The sequence below is a fragment of the Desulfatiglans parachlorophenolica genome, assembly GCF_055394735.1.
Genome location: NZ_AP042460.1, coordinates 4,496,485 through 4,520,529 on the forward strand (window position 1 = coordinate 4,496,485; position 24,045 = coordinate 4,520,529).

General features: G+C 54.9%; 27 protein-coding genes, 4 tRNA genes and 1 other RNA gene. 11 read left to right on the forward strand and 21 right to left on the reverse strand.

Features of this window, described 5'->3' with window-relative positions:
- Positions 1 to 17 precede the first annotated feature (17 nt).
- Positions 18 to 1,001, forward strand: coding sequence for an electron transfer flavoprotein subunit alpha/FixB family protein (locus ACZ500_RS20760; RefSeq protein WP_464229372.1), 984 nt, complete (start codon positions 18 to 20; stop codon positions 999 to 1,001).
- Between the two features lie 252 nt (positions 1,002 to 1,253).
- Here ACZ500_RS20760 and ACZ500_RS20765 read toward each other — a convergent pair whose 3' ends face one another.
- Positions 1,254 to 1,892 carry a hypothetical protein gene (locus ACZ500_RS20765; protein ID WP_464229373.1) on the reverse strand — a complete coding sequence of 213 codons (639 nt, stop codon included), beginning with the start codon at positions 1,890 to 1,892 and terminating at the stop codon, positions 1,254 to 1,256.
- A 658-nt stretch (positions 1,893 to 2,550) separates the two neighbouring features.
- On the opposite strand from ACZ500_RS20765, the gene ACZ500_RS20770 reads away from it, so the two are divergent.
- The 6 genes from ACZ500_RS20770 (at position 2,551) to fabD (ending at position 5,937) form a co-directional block, all read left to right on the forward strand.
- Positions 2,551 to 2,823 carry a hypothetical protein gene (locus ACZ500_RS20770; RefSeq protein WP_464229374.1) on the forward strand — a complete coding sequence of 91 codons (273 nt, stop codon included), beginning with the start codon at positions 2,551 to 2,553 and terminating at the stop codon, positions 2,821 to 2,823.
- 109 nt (positions 2,824 to 2,932) lie between these two features.
- Positions 2,933 to 3,009: transfer RNA gene (locus ACZ500_RS20775), tRNA-Met, on the forward strand.
- Positions 3,010 to 3,091: 82 nt separating this feature from the next.
- Complete coding sequence (locus ACZ500_RS20780; protein ID WP_464229375.1) at positions 3,092 to 3,625, forward strand: hypothetical protein; 534 nt, start codon at positions 3,092 to 3,094, stop codon at positions 3,623 to 3,625.
- 213 nt (positions 3,626 to 3,838) lie between these two features.
- Positions 3,839 to 4,165: an FmdB family zinc ribbon protein gene (locus ACZ500_RS20785; RefSeq protein WP_464229376.1), complete on the forward strand. Its 327-nt coding sequence runs from the start codon at positions 3,839 to 3,841 to the stop codon at positions 4,163 to 4,165.
- Between the two features lie 3 nt (positions 4,166 to 4,168).
- Complete coding sequence (locus ACZ500_RS20790) at positions 4,169 to 4,717, forward strand: DUF507 family protein (protein ID WP_464229377.1); 549 nt, start codon at positions 4,169 to 4,171, stop codon at positions 4,715 to 4,717.
- Between the two features lie 278 nt (positions 4,718 to 4,995).
- Positions 4,996 to 5,937: an ACP S-malonyltransferase gene (fabD, locus tag ACZ500_RS20795; RefSeq protein ID WP_464229378.1), complete on the forward strand. Its 942-nt coding sequence runs from the start codon at positions 4,996 to 4,998 to the stop codon at positions 5,935 to 5,937.
- On the opposite strand, the gene ACZ500_RS20800 is transcribed toward fabD, so the two are convergent.
- Both ACZ500_RS20800 and mnmL read right to left on the reverse strand, forming a co-directional pair.
- Positions 5,934 to 6,470, reverse strand: coding sequence for a methylated-DNA--[protein]-cysteine S-methyltransferase (locus ACZ500_RS20800; RefSeq protein WP_464229379.1), 537 nt, complete (start codon positions 6,468 to 6,470; stop codon positions 5,934 to 5,936). The genes fabD and ACZ500_RS20800 overlap by 4 nt on opposite strands.
- Positions 6,446 to 7,357: a tRNA modification radical SAM protein MnmL/YtqA gene (gene mnmL / locus ACZ500_RS20805; protein WP_464229380.1), complete on the reverse strand. Its 912-nt coding sequence runs from the start codon at positions 7,355 to 7,357 to the stop codon at positions 6,446 to 6,448. The genes ACZ500_RS20800 and mnmL overlap by 25 nt, the downstream gene beginning before the upstream one ends.
- Before the next feature lie 238 nt (positions 7,358 to 7,595).
- Between mnmL and ACZ500_RS20810 the strand changes: the two genes are divergently transcribed.
- The gene (locus ACZ500_RS20810) at positions 7,596 to 8,375 is read left to right on the forward strand and encodes an inositol monophosphatase family protein (RefSeq protein WP_464229381.1); all 780 of its coding nucleotides are present in this window, start codon (positions 7,596 to 7,598) and stop codon (positions 8,373 to 8,375) included.
- A gap of 35 nt (positions 8,376 to 8,410) precedes the next feature.
- On the opposite strand, the gene ACZ500_RS20815 is transcribed toward ACZ500_RS20810, so the two are convergent.
- The 16 genes from ACZ500_RS20815 to ACZ500_RS20890 all read right to left on the reverse strand — a co-directional run bounded on the left by ACZ500_RS20815 (position 8,411) and on the right by ACZ500_RS20890 (position 19,503).
- A complete protein-coding gene (locus ACZ500_RS20815; protein ID WP_464229382.1) occupies positions 8,411 to 8,713 on the reverse strand; it encodes a DUF167 domain-containing protein in 303 nt (100 codons plus the stop codon).
- A 138-nt stretch (positions 8,714 to 8,851) separates the two neighbouring features.
- Positions 8,852 to 9,151 carry a YggT family protein gene (locus ACZ500_RS20820; RefSeq protein WP_464229383.1) on the reverse strand — a complete coding sequence of 100 codons (300 nt, stop codon included), beginning with the start codon at positions 9,149 to 9,151 and terminating at the stop codon, positions 8,852 to 8,854.
- 134 nt (positions 9,152 to 9,285) lie between these two features.
- The gene (locus ACZ500_RS20825; RefSeq protein WP_464229384.1) at positions 9,286 to 9,468 is read right to left on the reverse strand and encodes a hypothetical protein; all 183 of its coding nucleotides are present in this window, start codon (positions 9,466 to 9,468) and stop codon (positions 9,286 to 9,288) included.
- A gap of 14 nt (positions 9,469 to 9,482) precedes the next feature.
- Positions 9,483 to 10,193, reverse strand: coding sequence for an NAD-binding protein (locus ACZ500_RS20830; RefSeq protein WP_464229385.1), 711 nt, complete (start codon positions 10,191 to 10,193; stop codon positions 9,483 to 9,485).
- A gap of 59 nt (positions 10,194 to 10,252) precedes the next feature.
- Positions 10,253 to 10,644: RNase P RNA component class A (rnpB, locus tag ACZ500_RS20835), an RNA gene on the reverse strand.
- A gap of 14 nt (positions 10,645 to 10,658) precedes the next feature.
- Entirely contained in the window at positions 10,659 to 11,396 is a 738-nt protein-coding gene (locus ACZ500_RS20840) for a zinc ribbon domain-containing protein (RefSeq protein ID WP_464229386.1), read from the reverse strand.
- Between the two features lie 120 nt (positions 11,397 to 11,516).
- Entirely contained in the window at positions 11,517 to 12,320 is an 804-nt protein-coding gene (locus ACZ500_RS20845; RefSeq protein ID WP_464229387.1) for a Nif3-like dinuclear metal center hexameric protein, read from the reverse strand.
- Between the two features lie 138 nt (positions 12,321 to 12,458).
- A tRNA-Ile gene (locus ACZ500_RS20850) sits at positions 12,459 to 12,534 on the reverse strand.
- A 148-nt stretch (positions 12,535 to 12,682) separates the two neighbouring features.
- Entirely contained in the window at positions 12,683 to 12,865 is a 183-nt protein-coding gene (locus ACZ500_RS20855; RefSeq protein WP_464229388.1) for a hypothetical protein, read from the reverse strand.
- A 77-nt stretch (positions 12,866 to 12,942) separates the two neighbouring features.
- Positions 12,943 to 14,709 (reverse strand): RNA polymerase sigma factor RpoD, encoded by a 1,767-nt coding sequence (gene rpoD, locus ACZ500_RS20860; protein WP_464229389.1) that lies wholly within the window; start codon positions 14,707 to 14,709, stop codon positions 12,943 to 12,945.
- Positions 14,710 to 14,742: 33 nt separating this feature from the next.
- Positions 14,743 to 16,518 (reverse strand): DNA primase, encoded by a 1,776-nt coding sequence (gene dnaG, locus ACZ500_RS20865; RefSeq protein ID WP_464229391.1) that lies wholly within the window; start codon positions 16,516 to 16,518, stop codon positions 14,743 to 14,745.
- Between the two features lie 54 nt (positions 16,519 to 16,572).
- Entirely contained in the window at positions 16,573 to 17,016 is a 444-nt protein-coding gene (locus ACZ500_RS20870) for a GatB/YqeY domain-containing protein (RefSeq protein ID WP_464229393.1), read from the reverse strand.
- A 47-nt stretch (positions 17,017 to 17,063) separates the two neighbouring features.
- Positions 17,064 to 17,798 (reverse strand): 1-(5-phosphoribosyl)-5-[(5-phosphoribosylamino)methylideneamino]imidazole-4-carboxamide isomerase, encoded by a 735-nt coding sequence (hisA, locus tag ACZ500_RS20875; protein WP_464229394.1) that lies wholly within the window; start codon positions 17,796 to 17,798, stop codon positions 17,064 to 17,066.
- Positions 17,799 to 17,907: 109 nt separating this feature from the next.
- A complete protein-coding gene (locus ACZ500_RS20880) occupies positions 17,908 to 18,606 on the reverse strand; it encodes a hypothetical protein (RefSeq protein WP_464229395.1) in 699 nt (232 codons plus the stop codon).
- A 35-nt stretch (positions 18,607 to 18,641) separates the two neighbouring features.
- A complete protein-coding gene (gene hisB, locus ACZ500_RS20885) occupies positions 18,642 to 19,232 on the reverse strand; it encodes an imidazoleglycerol-phosphate dehydratase HisB (protein WP_464229396.1) in 591 nt (196 codons plus the stop codon).
- Between the two features lie 195 nt (positions 19,233 to 19,427).
- A tRNA-Ala gene (locus ACZ500_RS20890) sits at positions 19,428 to 19,503 on the reverse strand.
- Positions 19,504 to 19,657: 154 nt separating this feature from the next.
- Here ACZ500_RS20890 and ACZ500_RS20895 point away from each other — a divergent pair.
- The 3 genes from ACZ500_RS20895 (at position 19,658) to ACZ500_RS20905 (ending at position 21,231) form a co-directional block, all read left to right on the forward strand.
- Positions 19,658 to 19,734 (forward strand) — tRNA-Arg (locus tag ACZ500_RS20895).
- 127 nt (positions 19,735 to 19,861) lie between these two features.
- Complete coding sequence (locus ACZ500_RS20900) at positions 19,862 to 20,785, forward strand: universal stress protein (protein ID WP_464229397.1); 924 nt, start codon at positions 19,862 to 19,864, stop codon at positions 20,783 to 20,785.
- Positions 20,786 to 21,063: 278 nt separating this feature from the next.
- Positions 21,064 to 21,231, forward strand: a complete 168-nt coding sequence (locus ACZ500_RS20905; RefSeq protein ID WP_464229398.1) for a hypothetical protein — start codon at positions 21,064 to 21,066, stop codon at positions 21,229 to 21,231.
- Between the two features lie 648 nt (positions 21,232 to 21,879).
- Here ACZ500_RS20905 and ACZ500_RS20910 read toward each other — a convergent pair.
- Both ACZ500_RS20910 and ACZ500_RS20915 read right to left on the reverse strand, forming a co-directional pair.
- Positions 21,880 to 23,292: a sensor histidine kinase gene (locus ACZ500_RS20910; RefSeq protein WP_464229399.1), complete on the reverse strand. Its 1,413-nt coding sequence runs from the start codon at positions 23,290 to 23,292 to the stop codon at positions 21,880 to 21,882.
- Positions 23,292 to 23,972 (reverse strand): response regulator transcription factor, encoded by a 681-nt coding sequence (locus ACZ500_RS20915; RefSeq protein ID WP_464229400.1) that lies wholly within the window; start codon positions 23,970 to 23,972, stop codon positions 23,292 to 23,294. The genes ACZ500_RS20910 and ACZ500_RS20915 overlap by 1 nt, the downstream gene beginning before the upstream one ends.
- Between the last annotated feature and the right edge of the window lie 73 nt (positions 23,973 to 24,045).

The window sequence follows — 24,045 nt, forward strand, 5'->3', positions numbered from 1 at the left end:
TTCGGAGGAGATATAAAATGGCACAGGGAGTATGGACAATCGCTGAACAGCGGGATGGAGAAATCCGGAAGATTACCTATGAGATCGTCAGTGAGGGACGGCGTCTGGCCGATGCGCTGGGCCAACCTCTGACCGTGGTTCTTCTCGGCAAAGGCATCAAGGATAAGGCCGCGGCTTTGGGGCAATACGGTGCGGACCGGGTCCTGGTGGCGGATGATCCGAGACTCGAAACCTATACCACTGACGCCTACACGGCGGTGATCGCTCAGTTGGCGAAGGCGGAAGATCCCGCAATCCTTTTGATGGGTGCCTCGGTACAGGGAAAGGATCTGGCCTCAAGGCTGGCGGCAAGGCTGGACGCAGCTGTCGCGCAGGACTGCACCGCTTTTGCCGTAGAGGGCGGCAACTTGGTCGCGATCCGGCCCATTTATGCGGGCAAGGCCTATGCGCATGTGACATACGAAGAGAGCTGGCCTCAGATGGCTACGGCGCGTCCGAATGTCATGAGCGTCAACGAGCCGGATGCATCGAAGACGGCCGAGGTGCTCGATGCGCAATTCCAGTTGGACGATGGGGAGCTGAAAACCAAGGTCGCCGAAGTCATCAAGGATGCGAGCGGCAAGGTCGACCTGACGGAAGCAGACAAGATCGTTTCCGGTGGCCGGGGTATGAAGGGCCCCGAAAACTATGGGATCCTGGAGGAACTCGCCCAGGTGATCGGCGCCAGTGTCGGTGCGTCGCGCTCCGCGGTGGATGCGGGCTGGAGACCGCACGCCGATCAGGTCGGTCAGACAGGCAAGGTCGTGTCGCCGAATCTCTACATCGCCTGCGGCATTTCCGGCGCGATTCAGCACCTGGCAGGAATGGGAACATCCAAGGTGATCGTCGCGATCAACAAGGATGCTGATGCACCCATCTTCCAGAAGGCCGATTACGGGGTAGTCGGAGACCTTTTTGATGTGGTTCCGGCCTTGACAGAAGAGATCAAGAAGATCCTGTAGATTTATGGTCTGCAAAAAATTGCGGCAGGGTGGAGTTTCGCCCTGCCGCAATTTTTTTTCAGGGATCCATGAGGGCGGACATTCGTCCACCCTGAACGGGCGTTGGAAAAGGAACTTCGACACCGCCGGGTTATTATCAGGACCTGCAGAGTCCGTGTCAGAAAACATGCTGTAGCCGAGGTCCCCACCGGCCGTTTCAGGAAGGGAGGTGTTGGCTGGCTGAGGAGAAGCCCTCCGGGAGGATCTTTACGGTCATAGCAACTCGAGAAAGCGTTCCAGTGTGAGTGCCTCGATTTCGGCAGCGAAATCCGCACTGGAGATGGGCTGTGACGCGTCCTCTCTTTCAGGGCCAATGGCTTCGAACAGGGCCTTCCGCGTGGCTTCGTTGGGGTTTTGCAGCCACTCAGCGACCCTTTCGGCAGGGCGCCGGATTTCTTCTATCTGACTCCAAAGGGCTTGGGCCGTTTGTCTGGGATCATCGTAAGCGAGATAGGCCGCTTTCAGATATTGATCGAGGAGAACGGCTGTCCAGGGATGGTCTTCTTTGGCTGCAAGAGCGGCGATCTTCTCGATGTAAGCCGCGATATATCGGGGGCCGTCTATGGCGGGTCCTCCACCCTGTTCAGAAAGCAAAACACCGTATTTCAGGCGCATTGGCGCAGAGTTCAGAACCGGGTCCGGCGCCCAAGGTTGTTTCGGCTCCGCCTCAGAGGTTCTGACCACGTCCGGGCGCGCCGTTTCACGGTGGGGAGGCTCGGATGCGGTAAGTTTGAGGGATGCGGGTTCCAGCACCTGAACCAGCATGCCGGGAAGAAGTGGATGAAAGACGCCCTCGAGGGTGACCAGCCCCACTTCGTGATGGCCGCAGTGAGAGCATTTTCGTGCGGTCACAATCCCTCTCATACCCTTTTCCATGCGATCAGAGAAGACATCCATAGCTGTATGATCGTGAAGAATGGTTCAACGTCAAAATTCCCGCCCTGAAATGCGGGCATACCCGTGGACGAAATTCCATGTGTGAGCCTGTGCACGCTGGATGCGTGGAGGCTGTCCATCTTGAAAGGCTTTCCCCCAGCGTACCCGAGTTTCCAATACGCAAATGAAAATGTTTCTTCACCCCTCAGCCGCTTAGGCCCACCGCTCAGCAGCGGGTCCCGGTTTGGCCAATATCAAGAGGATCAATCGTTTCTGCAAAGGCAGCCATATGGGTCGCCGCACAAGCAAACTTGGAGATTGACGCCGATATTGGCCAAAAGGGCCATTTGCGGATGGAGCTATATCGCATTTCGACCGGTGTCCGGTCGAGCAGAAATCCAGGAAAGAGAAGCGTACACGGTAAGATTTAAAATCTACTATAGCTCAGCCAAACCTGTCAACCGTGGGTTTTTTGCTCTTCGGGGTTCTCCCGGGGTTCAGGTGGTGAATCATCTACCGAACGGCGAGGTTTGTCAGAATTCTGATCCGTGAAACGTATTTCGATTAAAGAAGGAGGCTGTCATTGACAATTCCCCTTGAAGGATTACTTTTTTCAGAAAATGGAGGGTCTACGATGATGCAAAAAGAAAATATTTGTCCGCATTGCGGCAAAGGCATGGAACCATGGGATCCCGGTCCGGAGGGCGGCTGGGCTGATGATATGTTTATATGCAACAATAATTCATGTTCTTATTTCGTAAACGGCAGGAAAAAGATAGCGAATGAAAACAAAGTCAATTTTGCATATCGCTACTTCTACAACCCCAGCAGGAATAAAGGCGGCGCCGTGGCAGTATGGTGCGGCGGAGATCTTTCCCTCTTGAAGGGCCGCTGCGCCGGAGCGTAAAAGCGTGAAAAGGCCGGGAGGGGGTATCCGTTTATCGGCAGCGAAATACCGATTATTTGATTGACAAAAAGGAGCTATTCCGTAAAATGAGCGGATACCCTCAGATATTGGCGGTGTAGCTCAGTTGGTCAGAGCATGCGGCTCATATCCGCAGAGTCACTGGTTCGAGTCCAGTCACCGCCACCAAGCAACCCAATTGAGGAGATTCGGCTCCCCGTAAACAGCGCGCCTATATCGGGATAACCCTTTCAGTAAAGAGTTTTTCCATATGGCTTTGCGGTCCTTTCAAGGTTCGGATCTAGATACGGTCGGTGATGCGCTAGATATTGCGGAGGATGTAACAGGGAATTATTTCAAGTTTTCCCACCGCCAATGGTGCAGGCACCGTTATGATGTCAGGACGCTCCCGCTGTTGAGTTGTCAGGAAATCAGTAGCGGCGTTTTTGCCCTGCTCAACAAGGGTGTTGTCGTTAGAGACGAGTGCGGCCCGATCCCTAGAACCGAAGACCATTATTCAATCTGTGTTCAAGATCATCAGGTGCTCGAAGCGGTAAGTCGGGATGTGGATATATCGCTTCTGCCCCTGATGATTTATGTTTTTACGCATGAACTGGTCCATATTGTGAGGTTCTCGAATTTCCTGCAGCGGTTTTACTTGCCTTCTTTCAAGCGGGAAGAGGAAGAAAGGGCGGTTCACCACATTACACATGAGATTCTGCGGAAAGTGCCCATGCCCAATCTCGCGCACGTGCTTTCCGCTTACGAAGGTCACCGCACATGCGGCCTGTCCCGACTTTGTTGAGGGTTTTTCCGGACGGCCTTCATTCTGCGTTTCCACAGGGAGGCGAGGCGCGATTCGGGAGGAATCCTGTTTCTTGTTGAAAACCAGAGGCTTGTCTCTGCGATGTCTGATGAATGCGCGCGTGTACAGCCATGGGGCGCGGCAGGAGTTTGTCTTACAAAGAAATGTCGCCTCAGACAAAGTTCGATGAAATCATTAGAGGGGGTGTTGGCTATGCCGATTTACGAATATGAATGCACCCAGTGCGGAAAAAGGAAAGAGGTCTGGCAGAAAATCTCGGATAAACCCTTGACACTGTGTGATTCATGTAAGGGAAGACTCAGAAAACTGATCAGTCAGAGCACCTTCCACCTCAAGGGTTCTGGGTGGTATGTTACGGATTATGCCAGTAAATCAAGCAACTGTACTCAAAGCGCTTCGACCGGTGCAACCAGTAGCTCCACAGTCGGCGCCGAAGGCACGGGTCAATCCAAGCCGGCGCAATCATGTGAAAGCACGAATGCGGGAGGAACGGCCAAAGATTGCTCCCCCGCGAGTTAGCCTATGAAAAATTTTGATAGCGGCAGAGTTCAAGATGGTCTGATCAAGCAGTTGGAGCGGCAGGAGAAGCAGAAGGCTTATCGCCAGGATCGTTTCTTCAAGTTCAAGCTGACGGAGATCCACAACCGGCTCACCCAGGCCCTTTTGATGCAAGGTATCGTTGAATCGGATAATCCTGCAGCCGTTTCGGATTCGGTTCTAAAGGGTCTCAAACGCATTCTGAAGAGTAATGAATTCGATTTCAGGTATTTCATCGCGCCTATCCGCAACCTGGTTCCCAGGCCCAACCCTTATGCCCTTTATATGACCCAGTATCTGACGGAGGTGTTGGTGAACGAGCCGGGTATCATCGAAGTGTATGGTACGGACTCGGATATATACCGTGTGATCAACGAAGTCCTGACCCAGATCAACATCAAGTTCGAGAGGGCGGAGGCGGAGGTGGTCGAACAGTTGAGCCACAACAAGGCGCTGATTGCCGGCTCCAGGGAATACGATGTCGCCATGGATGAACTGTTTCGAAAGAAGGTTGGAGAACCGCAAAAAGTCTAGAGGGCTTCCTTTCAAAAGAATCTTTTCGGCCGGTCACCGTGCCGATTCTCGGTCTTCTCGCGCGGGTCTGTTCAAAAGGCCCGCGCATCGTTTTCCCGTCCTACCGATTCATGAGCCGCCTGGGGAAATACGCCTTGCCCGATGCGCCAAGCGGGTGCCTATTCGTGCAGGGGGGATGAAAAGCCTCTAAAAATTAAGGATTTTCATTTTCAGAAGGACTGTGGTCAGGGCATGCAGCCCTAGCAGCGTCGATTCAATCTTCATCCATTGGAGGGGTAATGAGCGCGACCATCGCTTATCTTTTTCCCGGGCAGGGATCTCAGTTTGTAGGAATGGGGCGAGATCTGTTCGATCGTTACACGGCCGTAAGGGAAGATATCTTTGGCAAAATGGACCAGATCTGCAAAAAGCCTCTTTCGACACTATGCTTCGATGGTCCGCTTGAAGAATTGACCCTGACGGAGAATCTCCAGCCGGCTGTAACAGCCGTAAGTCTTGCCTGCCTCTACGCCCTGCAGGAGGCGGGTGCGGTCCCTCATATGACGGCGGGCCACAGCCTTGGGGAGTATGCATCCCTGGCTGCCGCGGGAGTGATCACTCCGGAGGACGCTCTTCGTCTCGTCGATATGCGGGGGCGGTTGATGCAGCGTGAGGCGGTTGCGCACCCGGGTGGTATGGCTGCTGTCATCGGTCTGCCGATTGAGCGGGTCGAGGCTTTGGTTTCAGAGGTCCGCCAGGGCCAGGTTCTGGCGGTGGCGAACCATAACAGCGCCGAACAGATTGTGGTCACAGGCGAGATGGATGCAGTGTCCCGCGCTGTAATAGGTGCCCAGGCGCTCGGTGCGAAAGCCGTGCCCTTGAACGTCAGCGGAGCGTGGCACTGCTCCTTGATGGAGGGTGCCGTCGGAGAGTTCCGGGATTTCATGGCGGACATACCTTTTAAAAAACCTTCTGGAACGATGTACTTCAATGCAACCGGCGAGGTGCAATCCGAACCGGAGGCCATGAAGGATATCATGGCCCGACAGCTCACGAGCGCTGTGAGATGGTATCCGATTGTGCGGGCCATGCTGGATAACGGCGTCGATACCTTTGTGGAGGTGGGGCCGAAGCGGGTTTTGACAGGCCTCATGCGCAAGATTGCCGGTCGCGACGAGAAGATCCGCACCTTCAGCGTGCAGGATTTGAGCAGTCTGGAATCCTTTTTGAGGGAGCTTTAGCTGATCTCGACAGAGCTTTCCCTCTTCAGAAGATAACGTTTGACCTCCAGATTTTCCGGGGATTTGCCCCCAAACCCCCCGATCCCTTTAATGGCCACCACCCGGTGGCACGGAAAGATGATGGGGAGCGGGTTGCGCTTCAAGGCCTGACCGACTGCCCGAGCCAAAGTAGGGCTTCCTAGGGCTGCAGCAACCTCCGAGTAGCTCAGGGTCGAGCCGAATGGGATCCGGGCGATTTTGCAAAGGACGCGATCCTGAAAGGGTGAAAGTGTAATGTCCATTTGCAGAGATGCGGGAGGCGATCCGCCGGCGAGTGATGCCTCGACGGCGGCTATCAACGGTTCGTTCCATTCCCGACTCAGGACCAGGGCCGACTCGGGGAAAAGGAGCTGGAAAGATTCGAGGATCGGGGTTTTCGTGTCAACGGACAGCTTGACGCGTTTGGCGCCCCGCTGGGTCGACGCGAGATAAAGAGAAAGTCGCTCTATTTTCAGCCGCCAGCAATGGATCATCGGTACAGGCGCCCCTGCCATGTATTCTCCCTTTCTAGAGCATTTCTTATCATGTCCAGGTTTTTCTGCTTTTCAAGTGTCCATAAAGGGGCGAGGAGCCCCGTTTTGGGTGGATCGCCTGTCAGCCGCTGGATGACGAGGTCAGGCGGCAGCAGTTCGAGGACCTGCACAACGGTTTCGATGTAGTGATCCCGTGTCATCGGCTCGAATCGGCCGGAATGGTAGAGGGCGCCCATGGCGGTGTCCTGCAGCACATAGAGGGAGTGGATCTTGACCCCGTCGATGGGGAGTTCGGCGAGGAAGCAGGCTGTTTCACGCATCATGACGGAGGTTTCGCCGGGAAGCCCCAGGATGATATGCGCGCAGACGTTCAGATCATAGGTTTTTGCCAACCGGACAGCTTCCTTGAAGCAGGTCGAATCATGACCCCGGTTGATCAGCCGGAGGGTCTCATCGTGGGCGGATTGGAGCCCCAATTCCACCCAGACGAGATGATCGGGCCGGTAAGAGCTGAGAAGTCGAAGCCTCTCCGGGTCGATGCAATCCGGCCGTGTGGCGACGCTCAGCCCAACCATGTCGGGCCGGGAAAGGGCCGCATCATAGAGCTGCTTCAATTGGTCCAGCGGGCCGTAGGTGTTGGTAAAAGATTGGAAATAGGCGATGAATTTCCTTGCGCGGTAACGCTTGGCAAGAAATGCCTTTGCACGGTCAATCTGCTCCGGAACGGATTCGCCCCTGCAGGAAAAGGCCCCTGTCCCGCTGCCGAGGGCATCGCAATAAATGCATCCCTGCGAGGAAAGGGTTCCGTCGCGATTCGGGCAACTCAAGCCGGCATCGAGAGGGATCTTCTGAACGCGCTCCCCGAATATCTCTTGCAGATAGGTATTGTAGTCCCTGTAGCGGTTCATTCTTAAAGAAGACGGTGTTCCAGTCAAAACAGTTGTATTGAGGCCTCAGGGCATTTGAGCACGGCTTCTGCTGCATAATATCATGAAAGCGATGTCGCCTGCGGGAATTTTATGGGGGAATCTTCGTATCGGACGGCGGAAACGGTTTTCTGTCCGGATCGCATCTGGTTGAAAACCCTGAAGAAGCAGAAGGATCGGGTCGACCGGGTCCTCAGCCCGAGAGTCAGGAGGAAAAGAGATGTATGAACGGGAGCTCGATGTGGCCCGTCAAGCCGCCGAGGCGGCAGGGGCTTTGCTTTTGAAGCTGTATGGGAACGATATCCACGTGCAGAAAAAGGGTAGGGTCGATCTGGTGACCGATGCCGATCTTCAGGCAGAGAAGTTGATCGTGGAAACAATCGCGGGCCATTTCCCGGCCGACGATGTGCTGGCGGAGGAATCGGGCCGCCACCGGGGTGATTCGGGCCGTGTCTGGCTCATCGATCCCTTGGATGGCACAACGAACTATGCCCATGGATTCCCGCTCTTTGCCGTTTCCATCGGTCTGGAGGTCGACAGGCGGGTGGAGGTGGGTGTCGTCTCCTGCCCGGTCATGCAAGAGGTTTTCGAAGCCAATCGGGGCTGCGGCGCACGTCTGAACGGCCTTCCCATTCATGTGACCGGTACAGCCTGCCTGAGTGAAGCCCTTCTGGGAACGGGATTTCCTTATAATCTCCGTGATGATCCAGAGATGCACATCGGTCGGTTCGCGAAGATGGTTTTGAAGGCCCAGGGCGTCAGAAGGCCCGGATCGGCCGCAATCGATCTGTGCTATGTTGCAGCGGGGCGCTTCGATGGGTTCTGGGAGGTGGGATTGAAACCCTGGGATACCGCGGCGGGGGTCCTGATGGTGGAAGAGGCCGGAGGGCTGGTGACGACGATCGGCGCGCAGCCCTTTACACCATACGCTGAAAGCGTTTTGGCCGCCAACCCGGTCCTGCACCGGGAGATGCTGGCTGTGCTCGGAAGTGAATTCTGAGTGGCCGCCGCCGCTTTTCCCTCAGACCGGAACGTTCAGAAATCCTCCGAGATATGCTCCTTGATGATCTGGTCAGCCTTTTCGGCGTTCAGTTCCGTTATCTGGATGGTCTTCAAGCGCCCCTTTTTGCCGTTCAGGATTGTGACCGCTTTTTGGGGTTTTCCGAAAAGATCGGCCAGAAAGCTGCATAGGGCCTTGTTCGCTTTTCCGTCAACGGGTGGCGCGGTCAGTTTGATCTTCACCATGCCATTTTCGATCCCGGCCAACTGATTGCAGGATGAGCGTGGAATGACCTTGATTCGCAATACCGTCGAGGGGGCGGGTTCAGGCCTTTTCATGTCGGCTGTCCGCAACTGTCAGACCCATGAATCTTGTTGACTTGACGGATTGGGAATATCTTCCGTTTCCGAGCACAGCGGCTGTGGCAGATGTGCTTTGGGCCGATAAGGCCGGCCAGGATTTGCTCCGATGCATTTTTACCCCATTTGCATGGCCATTTGAGCGAGGCTTTGCACCAGGAAACGCTTGATAAAGATAATGACCAGAATGACGATAATCGGTGAGAAGTCGATGCCGCCCATCGCAAAAGGCAGCCGGCGGCGGATTTGGTAGAGTACCGGCTCGGTGATGGAGACCAGAAAGCGCACGATGGGATTATAGGGGTCGGGATTGACCCACGAGATGATGGCCCGGATAATGATGATCCACATATAAAGGGAGAGGACGATATCCAGGACATTGGCGATGGCGGCCAGAAAATTTCCAAAGACGAACATACCCTTTATGGTACCTCCGGTCAGCGAATGGGTTTGGAGTTAGAAAATGATTTGTGTCCATCCGGAAAAGAGCACCCAGCACGACAAAGTTTCGAATCCGGAAATGAGGATTTTTCTTCACACCCTTCGGGTGCTCAGTCCCACCGCTTCGCGGCGGGTCCCGGTTTCTTCACCGTTTCGCCGCTCAGTCCCACCGCTTCGCGGTGGGTCCCGGTTTGGCCAATATCAAGGCAATCAAGCGTTTGCGCGGAGGCGACCTGTAGGTCGCCGCACAAGCAAACGTGCAGATTGACGCCGAGATTGGCCAAAAAGACCATTTCCGGATTGGAAACTAGCTTGTTTCGGACGGCCTCCTCCCGGGGGGCAGACCAATTTCGAATGCAGAGAGGACACCATGGCAATTGCATGCCGTGGCCACCAGCCACTTCCGGGGCTGTCCATCTGCTGTTACGGTTTTTTTCAGGATCTCCAGGTCTTCGGCTTGGTATCCTCCCAGCCCGGGTGCGAGCTGTGCGCTCGCAACCACGTGGACTGAAAATCCTTCCACCTTCAGGTGTCTGAGCAGCTCCCGCATCGGGACATCGCGTTTTTCGCCTGAAACCGTGCAGTATTCCGGTTCCTCACAATCCTCCGGACAGAGGAAATCCGCGTAGCTGACCAGCAGAACATCTTCACCGATGCGCCATGTGTTCGGCAAGGTCGTTTCCAAGGCATTGGGGATAGGTTTGGGCGTGATTCGAAACAGTCCGGAAAGCGTCCTTTTGAGCCACTCGCCTGCAAGATGAACAGGAACAGCGGGGACGATGAGGTCATGCGGGTGGAGTTGCGCGAAATGCTCGACGAGGAAATCAACGCCGTCTGCATGGACGGTTTCAATCGGGGGATCTTTGAGGGCCGAAAGTCGTTCGTCATCGGTATCCACAACGACGATTCGGGCATCATCGGGTCGGCGGGATCCCAGCAAACGCACAGCTCTGGCTCCAAAACGCCCCGCGCCGATGACGAGGACGATACGCCTTCCTGTTGTTGTCAACCTTTTCAAGGAGCTTTCCACCATGTGCTTCTACGCCCCTTTCCTGCATCTCTTTTTCGGGTAGGGTATGCCGGAGCAGATCATAAGCCGGGTTCTGTGTCCCAAGGGGGTCACCCCCCTCGGGCCGGTGACCATTCATCTGGACCCGCCGTTGCCGGCGGGTTCGAGCGGCCTACCCGGGAACTTGGACGGACAGCCCTCGAACGTTCCCCTATTTGGCCTTGCTCCGGGTGGGGTTTACCTAGCTCCCTCCGTCACCGGAGGGACTGGTGAGCTCTTACCTCGCCTTTTCACCCTTACCCGCACTGAATGGAAGCCATCCCGCGCGGGCGGTGTCTTTTCTGTGGCACTTTCCTTCCTGTCGCCAGGACTGGGAGTTACCCAGCACCCTGTCCTGCGGAGCCCGGACTTTCCTCCGCCCTGCCGGTGTCGACAAGGCAGCGGCCACCTGCTCTACTCCGACATACCCGAAGATCACGATATATCCATCAACCCCTGAAACCGCTCGTCCTCGCCCCAGTAAATGATGCGATGGCAGTTCGGGCAGCTCATGATGGCTTCCCCGCGGATCAGCTCATTGAATTTCTGGGGTGGTATATGGATGCGGCAAATCTGGCAGACGCCCTTGACGACTGGGCTGATGGCAGGCCCACCCCGGTGGTTCATAAGGGTAGTGTACTGCCGCAAGAGCGTTGCGTCAATCGAGGCTTCGAAGGTTTTTCGTTCCTGCAAGAGTTCGGCAAGATCACCTTCGAGTCTTTTGAGCTCGCTCAGGATTTGCGCCTGATCACTCTCGTACTGTCTTTTGGCATCATCGAACCGCCGCTGCGCCGTAGCGCATTCTTTATCTAGGCGCTCGAGTTCTTCCATGATCTCGAGAAGTCTGTCCTCCTGGATGCTCTTTTCCCGCTTGATATCTTCTATCTCTTTCAGAACGGCGCTATATTCTTTGTTGGATTTGATGTTCGAGAGCTTCAGGTTGCTTTTCTGGATCTTGTTTCGGAGATCGTCAAGATTCTGCTCCTTCATCCGCCGCTCTTTCTTGGCGTCTTCAAGATTTTCAAGGATATCCTGGAGTTCAGCCTCGGCCTGAGTGGCTTTTTCGGCCAACTGCCTGATGGTTTCGGGGCCCTCGGCACGCTTTTGATGGACCTTTCTGATCCGTAAATCACAATCCTGCAAACCGATCAAAAGTCTGATTGTTTCTTCCAATGGATTTTCCCTCTCCTTAATCTTTTCTTGGACTTTTTTCTGGCAACAACAATACCGTGAAACATACCGGCTCACCGTGGGTGATCTGTCGGGGAGTCAAAGGGACATCCCAATTTGACCTCAGGCAAGCCGGATTGGATCTTCCTCCTTCGAATCCCAGAGGATTACGGTGTCCCACTCTCTCTTTCTAAAGTTGGTTTCGAGCGTATCCCTAAAGGCACAGAAAGCCGCTCGTTCAGTGGCGTAATGGCCTGCATCGATCAGGGCAATGCCGAGGGCGGCTGCATCCAGGGCCTTGTGGTGGCTCACGTCACCAGTCACCAGCAGGTCTGCGCCTTTGCGAGAGGCCAATTCGGCCAAGTCACTGCCGGACCCCCCGACGACGGCGACGCGTTCAATCAGTGTATCCGATGACCCGATGACCCGCACGCCCGGTGTCTTCAAACACTCTTTGATGCTTTCAGCCATTTCATCGAGCGTGGTCGGCCTCTCCAGCATCCCCAGACGTCCCAGACCGATGTCCGGGCTTCCGGCGACCTCTTTCAGAACAGTGACATGGGTCAATCCCAAAATGGATGCAAGGCAATCGTTGATTCCCCCTGCAGCACTATCCAGATTTGTATGGGCGCAGACTATGGCGGTACCGGAGCGGATGGCTTCAAAAATCACGTTGCCTGGGTAATCTGCTGGGTCGAGCTTAAGGAGGGGCTTGAAGATCAGGGGGTGGTGGGTGAAGAGGAGTTGTGCTTGATGTCGGATGGCGGCTCGAATGGCTCTGAGGGTGGGGTCCAGTGCAAGCAGGATTTTCTGGACCCGTTTCGACCGGTTGCCCACCTGCAGACCCGGGTTATCCCAGGGTTCCGACAGGTGGGCCGGCGCCACTGATTCGATGAACTCCAGTATATCTTCCAACGTAGGGGTCATGGGGTAACCGGGTCGGGGCAGGGGATCACAAATGTGAAAGGCGCATCCTTTCGGTTATGCGCCTTGCCGTGAAAATGGCTCAGTCCTGATTCATATAATCCCGTCTGTTCCGACAAACTGCGGACTGCTGAACAAGTCTGGTGGGCCCACCTGGGTTCGAACCAGGGACCTACCGGTTATGAGCCGGTGGCTCTTCCAGCTGAGCTATAGGCCCATTGAATGCATCCACCCGTTTCTAAAATGCTGGCTTGCGGCCCTTTTGTCAAGGGAAATCCCAGTCAGACGAATACCCTGCCCGGATTTCCACTCCTCGCCTCGTTTCCATCCGGAAATGAGGATTTTTCTTCACACCCTTCGGGTGCTCAGTCCCACCGCTTCGCGGCGGGTCCCGGTTTCTTCACCGCTTCGCCGCTCAGTCCCACCGCTCCGCGGCGGGTCCCGGTTTGGCCAATATCAAGGAAATCAAGCGTTTGCGCGGAGGCGACCTGCAGGTCGCCGCACAAGCAAACGAGCAGATTGACGCCGAGATTGGCCAAAAAGACCATTTCCGGATGGAAACGAGGCTCTGTGCGTTGAGGCCAAAACGCTACACGGTCCAGAAAATCGAACCGTCGAAACAAACTTAGTTTTCGATGAAGCTCTTGAGCTTCTTGCTGCGGCTCGGGTGCCGCAGTTTTCTCAGGGCCTTGGCCTCTATCTGCCTGATCCGTTCGCGTGTCACGTTAAAATCCCGGCCCACCTCTTCCAGGGTGTGATCAGCCTTCTCACCGATGCCGAATCGCATCCGCAGAACCTTTTCCTCCCTGGGGGTCAGGGTCCGCAGCACCTTTCGAGTCTGTTCGGAAAGACTGAAGTTGACGACGGCATCACCCGGAGAAAGAATCCGTTTGTCTTCGATGAAATCCCCGAGATGGCTGTCTTCCTCTTCTCCGATGGGGGTTTCGAGGGAGATAGGTTCCTTCGCGATCTTCAGAACCTTGCGCACCTTTTCCAAAGGAAACTCCATCTTTTCCGCGATTTCTTCGGGGGTGGGTTCACGACCGTGCTCCTGAACCAGGTAGCGGGAAGTCCGAATCAGCTTGTTGATAGTCTCGATCATGTGCACGGGAATGCGAATGGTCCGTGCCTGGTCTGCAATGGCCCGGGTAATGGCCTGCCGGATCCACCAGGTGGCATAGGTGCTGAATTTGTAACCCCGCTGGTATTCGAACTTGTCTACGGCCTTCATCAGGCCGATGTTGCCCTCCTGAATCAAGTCGAGGAATTGGAGCCCCCGGTTGGTGTATTTTTTGGCGATGCTGACAACCAGGCGCAGATTGGCTTCGATCAGTTCGGATTTGGCGCGTTTAGCTTTGTCCAGGCTGTTCTCGACCCGCTTCAGCTTATCCTTCAGTTGCCTGGGCGTAAGGTTTGTCCGCTGCTTGGCTTGAAAAATGATCTCTTGAGCGTGTTCAAGCTTGCATTTCAGGTCCTCGAGTTCCGCTTTTTTCATCGCGATAGGCAGGATGATCTCATCTTCGGTGCAAACCTTAGGCAGTTTGGCGAAGCACTTTCTCAAATAGGAAATCGGCTTTCCGCCTGCAGCGAGCATGCACTCGGTGATCTGTTTTTCGCATTCCTCGATTTCATTCGCCAGGGTCCTCAATTTCCTGTACATCCCTTCCAACTGGGTTTTCTCCAGTTTGAAGGAATTGACCAGTTCCTTGATTTTGATCTGCCCGTTTTTTATTTCGGGCTGGAGTTTCCTCTTTTCCTCGTCGGACAACCGCCCTTTTGAGAATTCAAGCCTTTTCGCCTGAATATCGCCATGAATTTGCGCTATCTCGGTGATGAGATGGATCAGCGAGCCTTTTCGCTCGCCGACCTGGGTATAGTTTTCATCGTCTTCCAGGTCGTTGATGACATCCCTGAGCTTGATCTGACCTTCCTCGAGCTCTCTCCCGAGTTCGATGATGTGCTCGACACCCAGCGAACACTCGACGAGTACACTCAAGGCCTCCTTTTCCCCAGCCTCGATCCTTTTTGCGATTTGAACCTCCCCCTCACGCGTAAGAAGCGAGATGCACCCCATTTCTTTCAGGTACATCTTGACGGGATCCGATGCCCGGGAGGCCGAATCGGCGATATCGACGCGGTAGTTTTCCCGCTCTTCCGTGATCAGAGTGTCTTTGGCCTCGTCCCTCGATTTCTCGATCCTCTCTTTGGAGGCTTCGTCTACCACCATGATGTCGAGGTCTTCGAACATCATGATCAAATCGTCGATGCTGTCCTCCGAAGACATGAGCTCATCCGACAGATCACCGTTCAACTCTTCGTAGGTGATATATCCTTTGTCCTTGCCAATATCGATCAACCGTTTCAACCCGTTGATGTCGTTGTTTTTACCCATTCCAGTTCTACCTCCGCCTTTTTACACTACCCGCTAAGCCTTGGTAAGCCCCGCAAGATGCTGTGCCTTCAGCTTGCGGAGTCGGTCCAGTGCACGAATGTCTATATCCGTTTCCGCCTTTGCCTTTTGGATCGAGACGGCAATTTCTCGTTGTTCAATCTTATATTTAAACTCCGTTACGGCCAACAAGGCATCCGCTTCGGAATAATACGAAGGGCGCATGAGGGTTTCGCGCAAGACCATCCGCGCTTCATCGCTTTCGAGGCGCTCCTGCAACTCCTCATGAGTCGGCGGTCGTTGGGGGTTGCAGTGTCTGAAAAAAAGTTCAACGATCTCGATGACGACGCGGTCCGCGGCGAGGCAGCGCCACTGGCAATCCGCCAGTTCAAGGGCCTTTTCGGGGTGGTGAAGGACGAGATTCAGGAGTTGGAGGTCACTTCCGAAGCGCCGTGCCGTTTCCTTTTCGATCAGCACGGTTTCGAGCCGTGCCGCGTGCGCCGTGCCTATCCGGTTCCCGCCGGAGACCTTGGCGAGTTCGGGCCAGATGATTTCTTCCTGAAGATTGAGATGCTCCGCCAGCCGTTTGACGTAAAGTCGCCGCGGCGCCTCTTCCTGTATCTCGGCCAGGACCGGGAGGACATCCTTGAGGGTGGCCATAAGCGCTTCGATATGATCGGGGGGTTCTATGCGCGCTTTGTGGGCCAGGAAAAAATCGAAGAGCAAAGGGGCACTCTCCAGATAACGGTTGAAGGATGCCAGCCCACCCTTTCTGACCAGGCTGTCCGGGTCTTCGCCGGGGGGCAATTCGGCTGCGCGAGCCTGCACACCCTCCTGAAGAAAAAGAGGAAGACTACGCAGTGCCGCATTACGACCTGCTGCGTCAGCGTCGAAAACCAGAAAGACCTCCTTTGCGCAGCCTTTCAGTGCACGGAGGTGTTCCCGCGTCAGCGCGGTTCCGAGGGTGGCGACCGCTTCCAGAAGCCCTGCCTGAAAAAGGGTCAGAAAATCCATGTAGCCTTCGACGACGACAGCCCTGCCGCTTTGCCGGATGGAGTTCAGGGAGAGGTGCAGGCCATACAGGACGGCGCTTTTGTGAAATACGGGCGTCTCCGGAGTGTTCAGGTACTTGGGATGTCCATTGCCAAGGACGCGGCCCCCGAAACCCACTATTTTTTTCCGGGTGTCGAAAATGGGAAAGATGATTCGTCCCCTGAACCGATCGTAGTATCCCTGCCGTTCGCCCTGAGCGACCAGGCCCGCCTCGGCGGCGACCGACAGGTCGGCGCCTTGGCGCTTCAGGTCATTCGCCAGTCCGTGCCAGCTCTCCGGTGCGTATCCGAGCCTCAGATTGGTGCGGACGTCGTCCGTTACAGAACGGCCTTTAAGATAATCTTTGCCGGGTTTCCCAGCAACGGGATCCTTCAGCCTGGATTCGAAGTAAACGGCAGCCGCTTCGTTGATCCGGAAAAGCGCCTCCCGTTTATCGGCCCTCCGCTGGTCGACCGGGCTCCAGACCTCCGACTCGATCGGGACATGGTAGCGCTCCGCCAGATCCTTCAGGGCCTCCGGAAAAGAGGCGCCATGATATGCCATCCAGAAGGCGAAAATATCCCCGCCTTTTTTGCACCCGAAACAATGGAACATCTGTTTTTCCGGGCTGACTGTAAAGGAGGGGTCCTTGTCTCCATGGAATGGACAGAGCCCGACAAAGTCCCTGCCGGCCTTTTTGAGCTGAACGAACTGACCGATGAATTCGACGATATCGGCCTTCCGGCGGATTTCTTCCTTGGCTGTTTGCAGTGTGGCCATGATCCTCTTCATAAGAATCGGTGTATCGCGGCCCAACAAATATAATTCCGAATCTCAAGAGAGCAAGCGCCGCGCCCTCTCATTCACTTCTTTGCCTTGGGCCTTTCCGGCCAGCCTGGACATGGCTTCTTTCATGACCTTGCCGAGGTCCTTGGGGCCTTTTGCCCCGCTCTCGGCGATGATCTCCCTCAGAACCCCGTCGATTTCTTCCGGGTCCAACTGCCGCGGGAGGTACTCGTACAGGATGCGGATCTCAGCTTCTTCCTTGCCTGCAAGGTCGGCTCGTCCGCCGGCCTTGAACTCTTCGGCGGCCTCTTGCCCCTGCCGGATGGAGGAAGCGATCACAGCCTGAATCTCTTCATCGGTCAGATCGCGGTTGACCTCGACCCGTTTACGCTTCAAGGAGGTCTTGAGCATGCGGAGGCAGGAGACACGCAGCTCGTCCTTATTTTTCATGGCGCGCTTGAGATCTTCGGCGATAGTTGCTTCCAGGGACATATCTACCCTCATCGAAAACTTTCAGTTTATTCCTTCTTATGCGCATGTCAAGAAGAAAAATCAATGCTCAGATGGATAGCCTCCTCGAGGTCCAGGGTTCCGTCATAAAGCGCGCGCCCGGTGATCATTCCGATGACACCGTCTTTTTCAGTGTGCAGCAGTTCTTTCACGTGGCCGATGTGGGCGATCCCGCCCGAGGCGATGACCGGGGTTGTCAGATTCCTCGCGAGGGCCCTGGTGGCTTCCGTGTTGGGTCCCGTGCGCATCCCGTCCCTGAAGATATCCGTGTAGACGATGGCGGCCAGGTCATAGGGCTCGAATTTGCGGGCCAGTTCCAGCGGGGTCTCGGCAAACTCCTCGGTCCATCCTTCCGCGGCGACACGATTGCCGCGTGCGTCGATTCCGAGGATGATTTTTCCGGGGAAGGCGTTGCAGGCTTCTTTGACGAAATCCGGGTTTTTCAGTGCAACGGTCCCGAGGATGGCGTAGGCGATGCCCAGATCGAAGTAGGCCCTCAGCGTGGTAAAGTCCCTGATGCCCCCGCCCAGTTCGACCGGAATCTGAGCGGCCTTGACGATTCGGCCGATGGTCTCGGCATTGACCGGGCGAGCTTGGACCGCTCCGTCAAGGTCGACGATGTGAAGCCGCTGAGCACCCTTGCCTGCCCAAAGCCGAGCCATCTCTTCCGGAAAATCGGAGAACACGGTTTCCTTCGACATCAGACCTTGTTGCAGCCGTACGCAGCGACCCCCCTTGATGTCGATCGCGGGTATGATAATCAATCTCTCATTTCTCCTGTTTTGGGGAATGGCACCAAACTGGCTTCCATCCCGAAATGCTCTTCTTGACCGGCGCTGCCCTGCAAAACGGCATTTGCAAATGGACGCGGTTCTATCGATTACCTTCAAGGGGCATGGTCGAAACCAGCCCCTCGAGGCCGAGATCAGCCAATTGCTCAGCGGTCATCCAACGGCCTTTTCCTTTCATGAACGTTTTGAAATCGAATATGTTTTCGGTCAATGACTGTTGTGCCTTGTCGAATTTGCTGCGCCAGATCTGCTCTCCACTGGACGGGCTGATCAGATTGAAGGAAAAGGCGACTGAGGCCGGTCGATTGGCGGCGAAATCGGTGCCTTCCCGGTTCTGCCAGCGGTAGAGATAGCCCGCGAGGACTGCATCCGCGCCGAAGGCCAGCCCTATTTCCCGCAGCATGTCGAGTCGCCCCTTTCCGGTGAGCGATCCTGAATCGATCAATTTTTGATAAACGCCTTCAGCCTGTCTCGGCGAGACCAGTTCATAGCCGTCGAGGGCGAGAATTTTCGCGAAGAGATTTTCGTTCATAAAGGCGACGGCTTCGGCCGGGACAGGTTCGGCGCTGAAAAGGGAGCCGGAAAGCGGATCGCGAAGGACGTTGGGCGTCGAGCCGGGTGCCAGCGCGGCGGAAAACCCGAAAACAACGAGTTTTTTAATGGCAACCGGCTCAGTGATCGTTGTGGATGGCTTCCGATCACCGGCGCAGCCCGAAAGGGTCATGCAAATCGACAGAAACGCCGCTGCACAGATCATGCGCAGCAAGAGAGAGTGAACCATGGCAGTAACCCCTATTCCTTTCTTCAATGAGCCGGTTAAAGGGCCCCCTTTGTAGACGGGACGGCCCCCTCGCGGCGTGGATCGATCATCACGGCCTGATCAAGCGCCCGGCCGAAGGCCTTGAAAACCGCTTCGGCGATGTGATGGGCATTCTTTCCCGCAAGCAGGTCGATGTGCAGGGTGATTCCAGCGTGGACGGCAACCGCCCGGAAAAACTCCTCCAGAAGCCCGAAATCGAACCGGCCCGGGAAAGGGGCTGGGAAGGTCACGCCGTAGGCCAGAAACGCACGGCCGGAGATATCGAGAACGACGCGGACCAGGGTCTCGTCCATGGGGATGGATGCGGCGCCGTAACGGCGGATGCCCCGTTTGTCTTGAAGTGCCTGTGTCAGTGCGAGGCCAAGGCAGATACCTATGTCTTCCACGGTGTGGTGGTCGTCGATCTGGGTGTCCCCTTCCGCAGTCAACTCGAGGTTCATGAATCCGTGCGCGGCGAAAAGCGTCAGCATGTGATCCATGAACGGCACTGCTGTGGCGATCCGGCTTTGCCCATTGCCATCCAGGTCGAGCTTGAGCGTGATATCGGTTTCCCTGGTCTTTCTGCGGATCTCAGCGGTACGGCCCATGAGGTGTCACCCCGGTAGGAATGGTTTCAGAGATCTTGGAATGAAGAAGGTGCTGGGAGATTCAGGATGAGACCCCGGTTGACGATCCGGTGGTCTCAACCGCCGCCGGTTCCCGCTCCACCGCTGCTCCCGGATGGACGTTGCCCGGCGCAAGAAGCCACATCGGCCTTGTGAAGGTCTACGCAGAAAAAAATATGGTGGAGATGAGGGGATTCGAACCCCTGGCCTGTACGTTGCGAACGTACCGCTCTCCCACCTGAGCTACATCCCCACACCGTTGTGGCAATCGAGTCATCTGACCTCTTCCGTGATCAGACCCTATTTTAGTTATTATAACGATTCTGTTCTTATAGGCAACAGATTTTTCAGCGCCGCCTTTCAAAAGCGTTGACTTTTCGGGACACTATGGTAGAAAAAACTCTTACGCCCCCGTAGCTCAGGTGGATAGAGCACCAGATTCCTAATCTGGGTGTCGTGCGTTCGAGTCGCGCCGGGGGCACCAGGAAAATCAAGGGGTTAAGGTCGCAAGCCAAAACCCCTTTTTCTTTGAATGGATTTTGGTGAGCGGTGATTCTTCTCCCGCACATCCCGTGGCGACGGATCAAGCGCTTGAAGGAGGGCTTTCGGCCATGAAACTCGACATCAGGAACATCTTATGCGCGACGGATTTCTCCGAATGTTCGGATCATGCCCTGGCTTTCGCCCAGCAAATGGCAAAAAGGTTCAGCGCGAAGCTGTTCCTGTGTCATGTCATCGACATGTCTTATGCCTTCATGTACAGCTATGACTCCTCCCGGTCCCCGGAGGAGCAAGAGAAGCTCGTTATGGACACTGTCAGATCTCGGTTCAGGAACTGCGCTATTGATCCGGCCGTGACCTGGGAGCCCGTCGTGGTCAAGGGGCATCCCGTGGCCGAGATCTGCCGTCTGGCGCAGGAGAAAGATGCCGATATCGTCGTGGTGGCCACACATGGACGTTCCGGGGCCAAGTGGCTTGTTCTCGGGTCCGTGGCCGAAGGTCTCATGAAAAGCATCAGCCGCCCGTTGATCACAGTGGGATCGTCCCGGGCCCCGCTTGCCGCAAGCGATTTCCAGAGCTTCTGTTTGAGGCGCATCCTGGTTGGGACGGATTTTTCCCGCGACGCGGAAGCGGCGATCGATTATGCAGTGGATCTCGCAAGAGGGTTCGACGCGGAGTTGCACCTGGTCCACGTTCTGGAGCCGTCCAGGCACGTCCCCTTCTCGAGGACAAACGCGGGGAGGCTCAGCGGGGTGGAAACCTTTCTGGCCGAGAACCTGAAGGCCCGGCTCGCAGACCTGATCCGCACGATTGGAGGTCCGGGCCTTCGTTCCTGCAGCGCCATCCTGAAAGGGCGGCCCTGGGAGGCATTGGACCGTTACGCCTCCGAGCAGGAGATGGACCTCATCGTCGTCGGCGCCCGGGGGCATTCCCTCTTCGGGACGCTTTTTTTGGGCTCATGCACGGACCGTCTTACCCGGCTGGCTCCTTGCCCGGTGCTGTCGATTCGCACTCCGCACGGTTCCGCCGAATGAGGAGAACCGCCCTGACTCCGGTGGTGTGTCCCCCGGAGTGAACCCCGGATCGCCCTGTAGTTTCGTGTTCCTATCAGGCGCTGAACTGGTTTGCGTAGGCTTGAACCCTCTCCTCTGATTGTAATCCCGGGAATTTTTCCCAGCCGCCCCTGCGGATATCCTTATCGTACCTGACACCTTCTCGGAGTGACCAATGCTTCTTCTCGGTGCCGATTCGAGCCATCTCGAAAAAGGCTTCCGGTTGCGGCACCGAACGATGAGCTAGTTTCCATCCGGAAATGGTCTTTTTGGCCAATCTCGGCGTCGATCTGCACGTTTGCTTGTGCGGCGACCCACAAATCGCCTCCGCGCAAACGTTTGATTTCCTTGATATTGGCCAAACCGGGACCCGCCGCGTAGCGGTGAAGAAAAATCCTCATTTCCGGATTAAAAACTGGGTTCTATAGGGAAATCATTTCCGGCTAAGACAACCGCCAAATAGGGCAACAGGCCGAAAACCCATGTCAATCAAGGGTATAAGCTTTCTGGGCGAGCCTCGGAATTGATCCGGAGGAAACAGAGAACCAGGGGCTAAACAGAGAAAGAATGCCTGGAGGGTGGGGAGAATCGACGGTCTGGAGAGGTGTTCAGGAAGGATGTGAAGCGGGCGTAATTCCTTTGGAAATATGGGGAAAAAGAAAACCCGTCTCCTGGTAGAATGACCCCATGAAGACGGGCTGGATTTTCTTAAATGGTGGAGGGAACGCCGACCTACCGCAAAACAGTCTCAAAGCCCGCGCTCCTCGTAACTCATTGATAATAAACGCCGAAGTCATCTCACACAACTACTTCCCGATAACTCGACCAGAGAAACGATTTTCTCCCCTGATTTCCCGGCACCGGACGAGGGTGACGGGTTTGCAGTAAAACCGGATACCTGGCGTCGAGCCGCAACAACTTCGAATCCGTTTTACGGATGCCGGTTCGGTTCCCAAAACGGGAATCGAATTCCAAGGGATCTTGTTTGCTTCCTTGATCAAATAGTTTAACTTGTTCAAACATAATGACAGTTCGTTAAAAAACTGTCTCCAATACAACTTGCCTCCCCGTAGTACTCATGCCAAAATTTTCTCCCGGTACCGAGGCAAGCTGACGGTCACTTGAGTCCATCCACCTTGTTCGCTTTCGAATGTTACATCGCCCCCATGAAGTTCAACGATCCTTTTGACGATGCTTAACCCGAGGCCGGAGCCCCCGTGCTCGATTGATCGAGATTTTTCAACCCGGTAAAATTGGTCAAACACCCTGGGGATATCCGCCTCGGCAACACCTGGGCCTGTATTGGCGACTGTTACCGTCAGTCCGGCAGCAGAGAGATCGCCCCTCAGCGCAATCTGTCCTCCATCCACGTTATACTTGACGGCATTATCCAAAATATTCGATAGTGCGCGGTGCAGTTTTTGCTCATCTCCCTGGATGACGAGCCCCTTGGGAAGACGAGAGTCTATTTTGATGTTACGGGAATCTGCCAGGAACTTATATTCCCCAACCAAGGATGACAACAACTCGCTTATTTGGACCGGTTTAGGATCGATACTGGACAATGTTTCCAAGGAGGACAGGTTCAGTAGATCCTTGACCAATCGCTCCATGCGCAACACCTGATTTTTTAGTCTGAAGAGATTGCTCCTGATAAGAGGGGGCAGATTTCCGTCGTCACGGGAAGCAATTTCATCGACGGCGAGCCGTATGGTGGTGAGGGGCGTTTTCAGTTCATGCGAGGTATCAAATAGGAAATTCCTTTGCCTTGCAAAAGAATATTGCAGCCGATCCAACATCTGGTTGATGGTTCTGGCAAGTTCACTGAATTCATCCCGCTCTTTTCCATGCAGTATTCGCTGCTCAAGGTTATTTTCGCTGATATCCTGAGCCAAGTTTTTCATCTCACCAATCGGCCGCAGAATCTTGCCGGCCATGACATGACTTATAACGATCAATGCCAGGGAGGAAAAAACCAGCCCGGCCAATATCCCGAGAACCAACTCCCAGATCTCTTCGTTCAGTTTTTCCATGGGCCGTGCGATCTGGACAATGAACGATCGCCCGTCCAATTCGATTGACAGGGTCCTTACCCGAAAGGGTGAATTTTTGTTTCGGGACTGGGCCGACTTGATTTCTGCCTCAGAAACAAGGGGGCGTGCAATAGCACGAGAACCGGGATTCACCAGAGGCAACTTTACCGATTTTGCCAGATTGGACTGAAAAATTGTTTTGCGGGTGTTGCCATCGTAAATTTCAATCCAATACCGATCCATTTCTTGAGAAGCAGAATCTAGAAATACTGAATCTGATTCTTTTTGCGCTTTCACGAGCATCGTAGCTGTTCGATATGCTTCCTCTTTCAGCAGGGTGTCCAGAAGTTCGAAAGGTTGCTCCATCAATTCGTAAAACACGACAACAGAAAACAATAAACTGGAAAAAAAACCGGCTCCGACAATGAAGAGGGTGATCCTTGTCTTGACGGTCATTATTCCGTGTCTCCGATGATATATCCGACCCCGCGCACGGTTCGGATGATCCTGGCATTGCCGGTATCCCCAATTTTATGGCGCAGGTTCTTCATATGAACATCCATGAAATTGGACATACTGAAAGGATCGAAGTCATCCCCCCAGACATGTTCGGCCAGGCTGAAGCGAGTCACAACCCTGTCTTTGTTGTGTAGCAGGAACTCAAGAATGGAAAATTCCCTGGGGGTCAGTTCAACGGGCTTTCCACCCATGGTTACTTTACGTTTTACCGTATCAAGGGCCAGTTCCCCAAATTCCAGGACCGATTGACACTGGCCTGCGGATCTCCGGAGCAAGGCGCGTACCCGGGCCAGCAGTTCATCCATGGAAAATGGTTTGCTCAGATAGTCGTCCGCACCAAGATCAAGGCCCTTCACTTTATCGGTCGAGTCTCCCTTTGCGGTCAGCATCAGCACAGGGGCGTCGATCTTGATCTGTCTCATCTCTCTCAGTACCGTAAATCCGTCCATTTTTGGCATCATGATGTCGAGAATGATTAGATCAAAAGGGTTTTCGCAGAGTTTGTCCAGCGCCTCCTCTCCATTTGACACCGTCTCCACGATGTAGCGCTGGCTTGTTAAAATTTGCCGGATCTGATCCAGCAACGAGAGATTATCGTCAACAAGCAAGATTTTCATTTCCGCACGTTCCATGAAATTGATCTACCGTCATCTTTGAGCGCCTTAGCCGGCAAGCCATGAATACGGCTTT

What these genes read in the sequence shown, in the direction of transcription:
- ACZ500_RS20855 (WP_464229388.1), bottom strand. Translation starts at nt 12,865, where the DNA reads ATGGTCTTTTTGGCCAATCTCGGCGTCAATCTGCTCGTTTGCTTGTGC.
- ACZ500_RS20905 (WP_464229398.1), top strand. Translation starts at nt 21,064, where the DNA reads ATGGTCTTTTTGGCCAATCTCGGCGTCGATCTGCACGTTTGCTTGTGC.
- ACZ500_RS20760 (WP_464229372.1), top strand. Translation starts at nt 18, where the DNA reads ATGGCACAGGGAGTATGGACAATCGCTGAACAGCGGGATGGAGAAATC.
- ACZ500_RS20785 (WP_464229376.1), top strand. Translation starts at nt 3,839, where the DNA reads ATGCCGATTTACGAATATGAATGCACCCAGTGCGGAAAAAGGAAAGAG.
- ACZ500_RS20815 (WP_464229382.1), bottom strand. Translation starts at nt 8,713, where the DNA reads ATGAAAAGGCCTGAACCCGCCCCCTCGACGGTATTGCGAATCAAGGTC.
- ACZ500_RS20915 (WP_464229400.1), bottom strand. Translation starts at nt 23,972, where the DNA reads ATGAAAATCTTGCTTGTTGACGATAATCTCTCGTTGCTGGATCAGATC.
- dnaG (WP_464229391.1), bottom strand. Translation starts at nt 16,518, where the DNA reads ATGGCCACACTGCAAACAGCCAAGGAAGAAATCCGCCGGAAGGCCGAT.
- ACZ500_RS20910 (WP_464229399.1), bottom strand. Translation starts at nt 23,292, where the DNA reads ATGACCGTCAAGACAAGGATCACCCTCTTCATTGTCGGAGCCGGTTTT.
- ACZ500_RS20810 (WP_464229381.1), top strand. Translation starts at nt 7,596, where the DNA reads ATGTATGAACGGGAGCTCGATGTGGCCCGTCAAGCCGCCGAGGCGGCA.
- rpoD (WP_464229389.1), bottom strand. Translation starts at nt 14,709, where the DNA reads ATGGGTAAAAACAACGACATCAACGGGTTGAAACGGTTGATCGATATT.
- ACZ500_RS20780 (WP_464229375.1), top strand. Translation starts at nt 3,092, where the DNA reads ATGGCTTTGCGGTCCTTTCAAGGTTCGGATCTAGATACGGTCGGTGAT.
- ACZ500_RS20900 (WP_464229397.1), top strand. Translation starts at nt 19,862, where the DNA reads ATGAAACTCGACATCAGGAACATCTTATGCGCGACGGATTTCTCCGAA.
- ACZ500_RS20820 (WP_464229383.1), bottom strand. Translation starts at nt 9,151, where the DNA reads ATGTTCGTCTTTGGAAATTTTCTGGCCGCCATCGCCAATGTCCTGGAT.
- hisB (WP_464229396.1), bottom strand. Translation starts at nt 19,232, where the DNA reads ATGGGCCGTACCGCTGAGATCCGCAGAAAGACCAGGGAAACCGATATC.
- ACZ500_RS20770 (WP_464229374.1), top strand. Translation starts at nt 2,551, where the DNA reads ATGATGCAAAAAGAAAATATTTGTCCGCATTGCGGCAAAGGCATGGAA.
- fabD (WP_464229378.1), top strand. Translation starts at nt 4,996, where the DNA reads ATGAGCGCGACCATCGCTTATCTTTTTCCCGGGCAGGGATCTCAGTTT.
- ACZ500_RS20825 (WP_464229384.1), bottom strand. Translation starts at nt 9,468, where the DNA reads ATGGTCTTTTTGGCCAATCTCGGCGTCAATCTGCACGTTTGCTTGTGC.
- ACZ500_RS20790 (WP_464229377.1), top strand. Translation starts at nt 4,169, where the DNA reads ATGAAAAATTTTGATAGCGGCAGAGTTCAAGATGGTCTGATCAAGCAG.
- ACZ500_RS20800 (WP_464229379.1), bottom strand. Translation starts at nt 6,470, where the DNA reads ATGGCAGGGGCGCCTGTACCGATGATCCATTGCTGGCGGCTGAAAATA.
- mnmL (WP_464229380.1), bottom strand. Translation starts at nt 7,357, where the DNA reads ATGAACCGCTACAGGGACTACAATACCTATCTGCAAGAGATATTCGGG.
- ACZ500_RS20870 (WP_464229393.1), bottom strand. Translation starts at nt 17,016, where the DNA reads ATGTCCCTGGAAGCAACTATCGCCGAAGATCTCAAGCGCGCCATGAAA.
- ACZ500_RS20845 (WP_464229387.1), bottom strand. Translation starts at nt 12,320, where the DNA reads ATGACCCCTACGTTGGAAGATATACTGGAGTTCATCGAATCAGTGGCG.
- ACZ500_RS20880 (WP_464229395.1), bottom strand. Translation starts at nt 18,606, where the DNA reads ATGGTTCACTCTCTCTTGCTGCGCATGATCTGTGCAGCGGCGTTTCTG.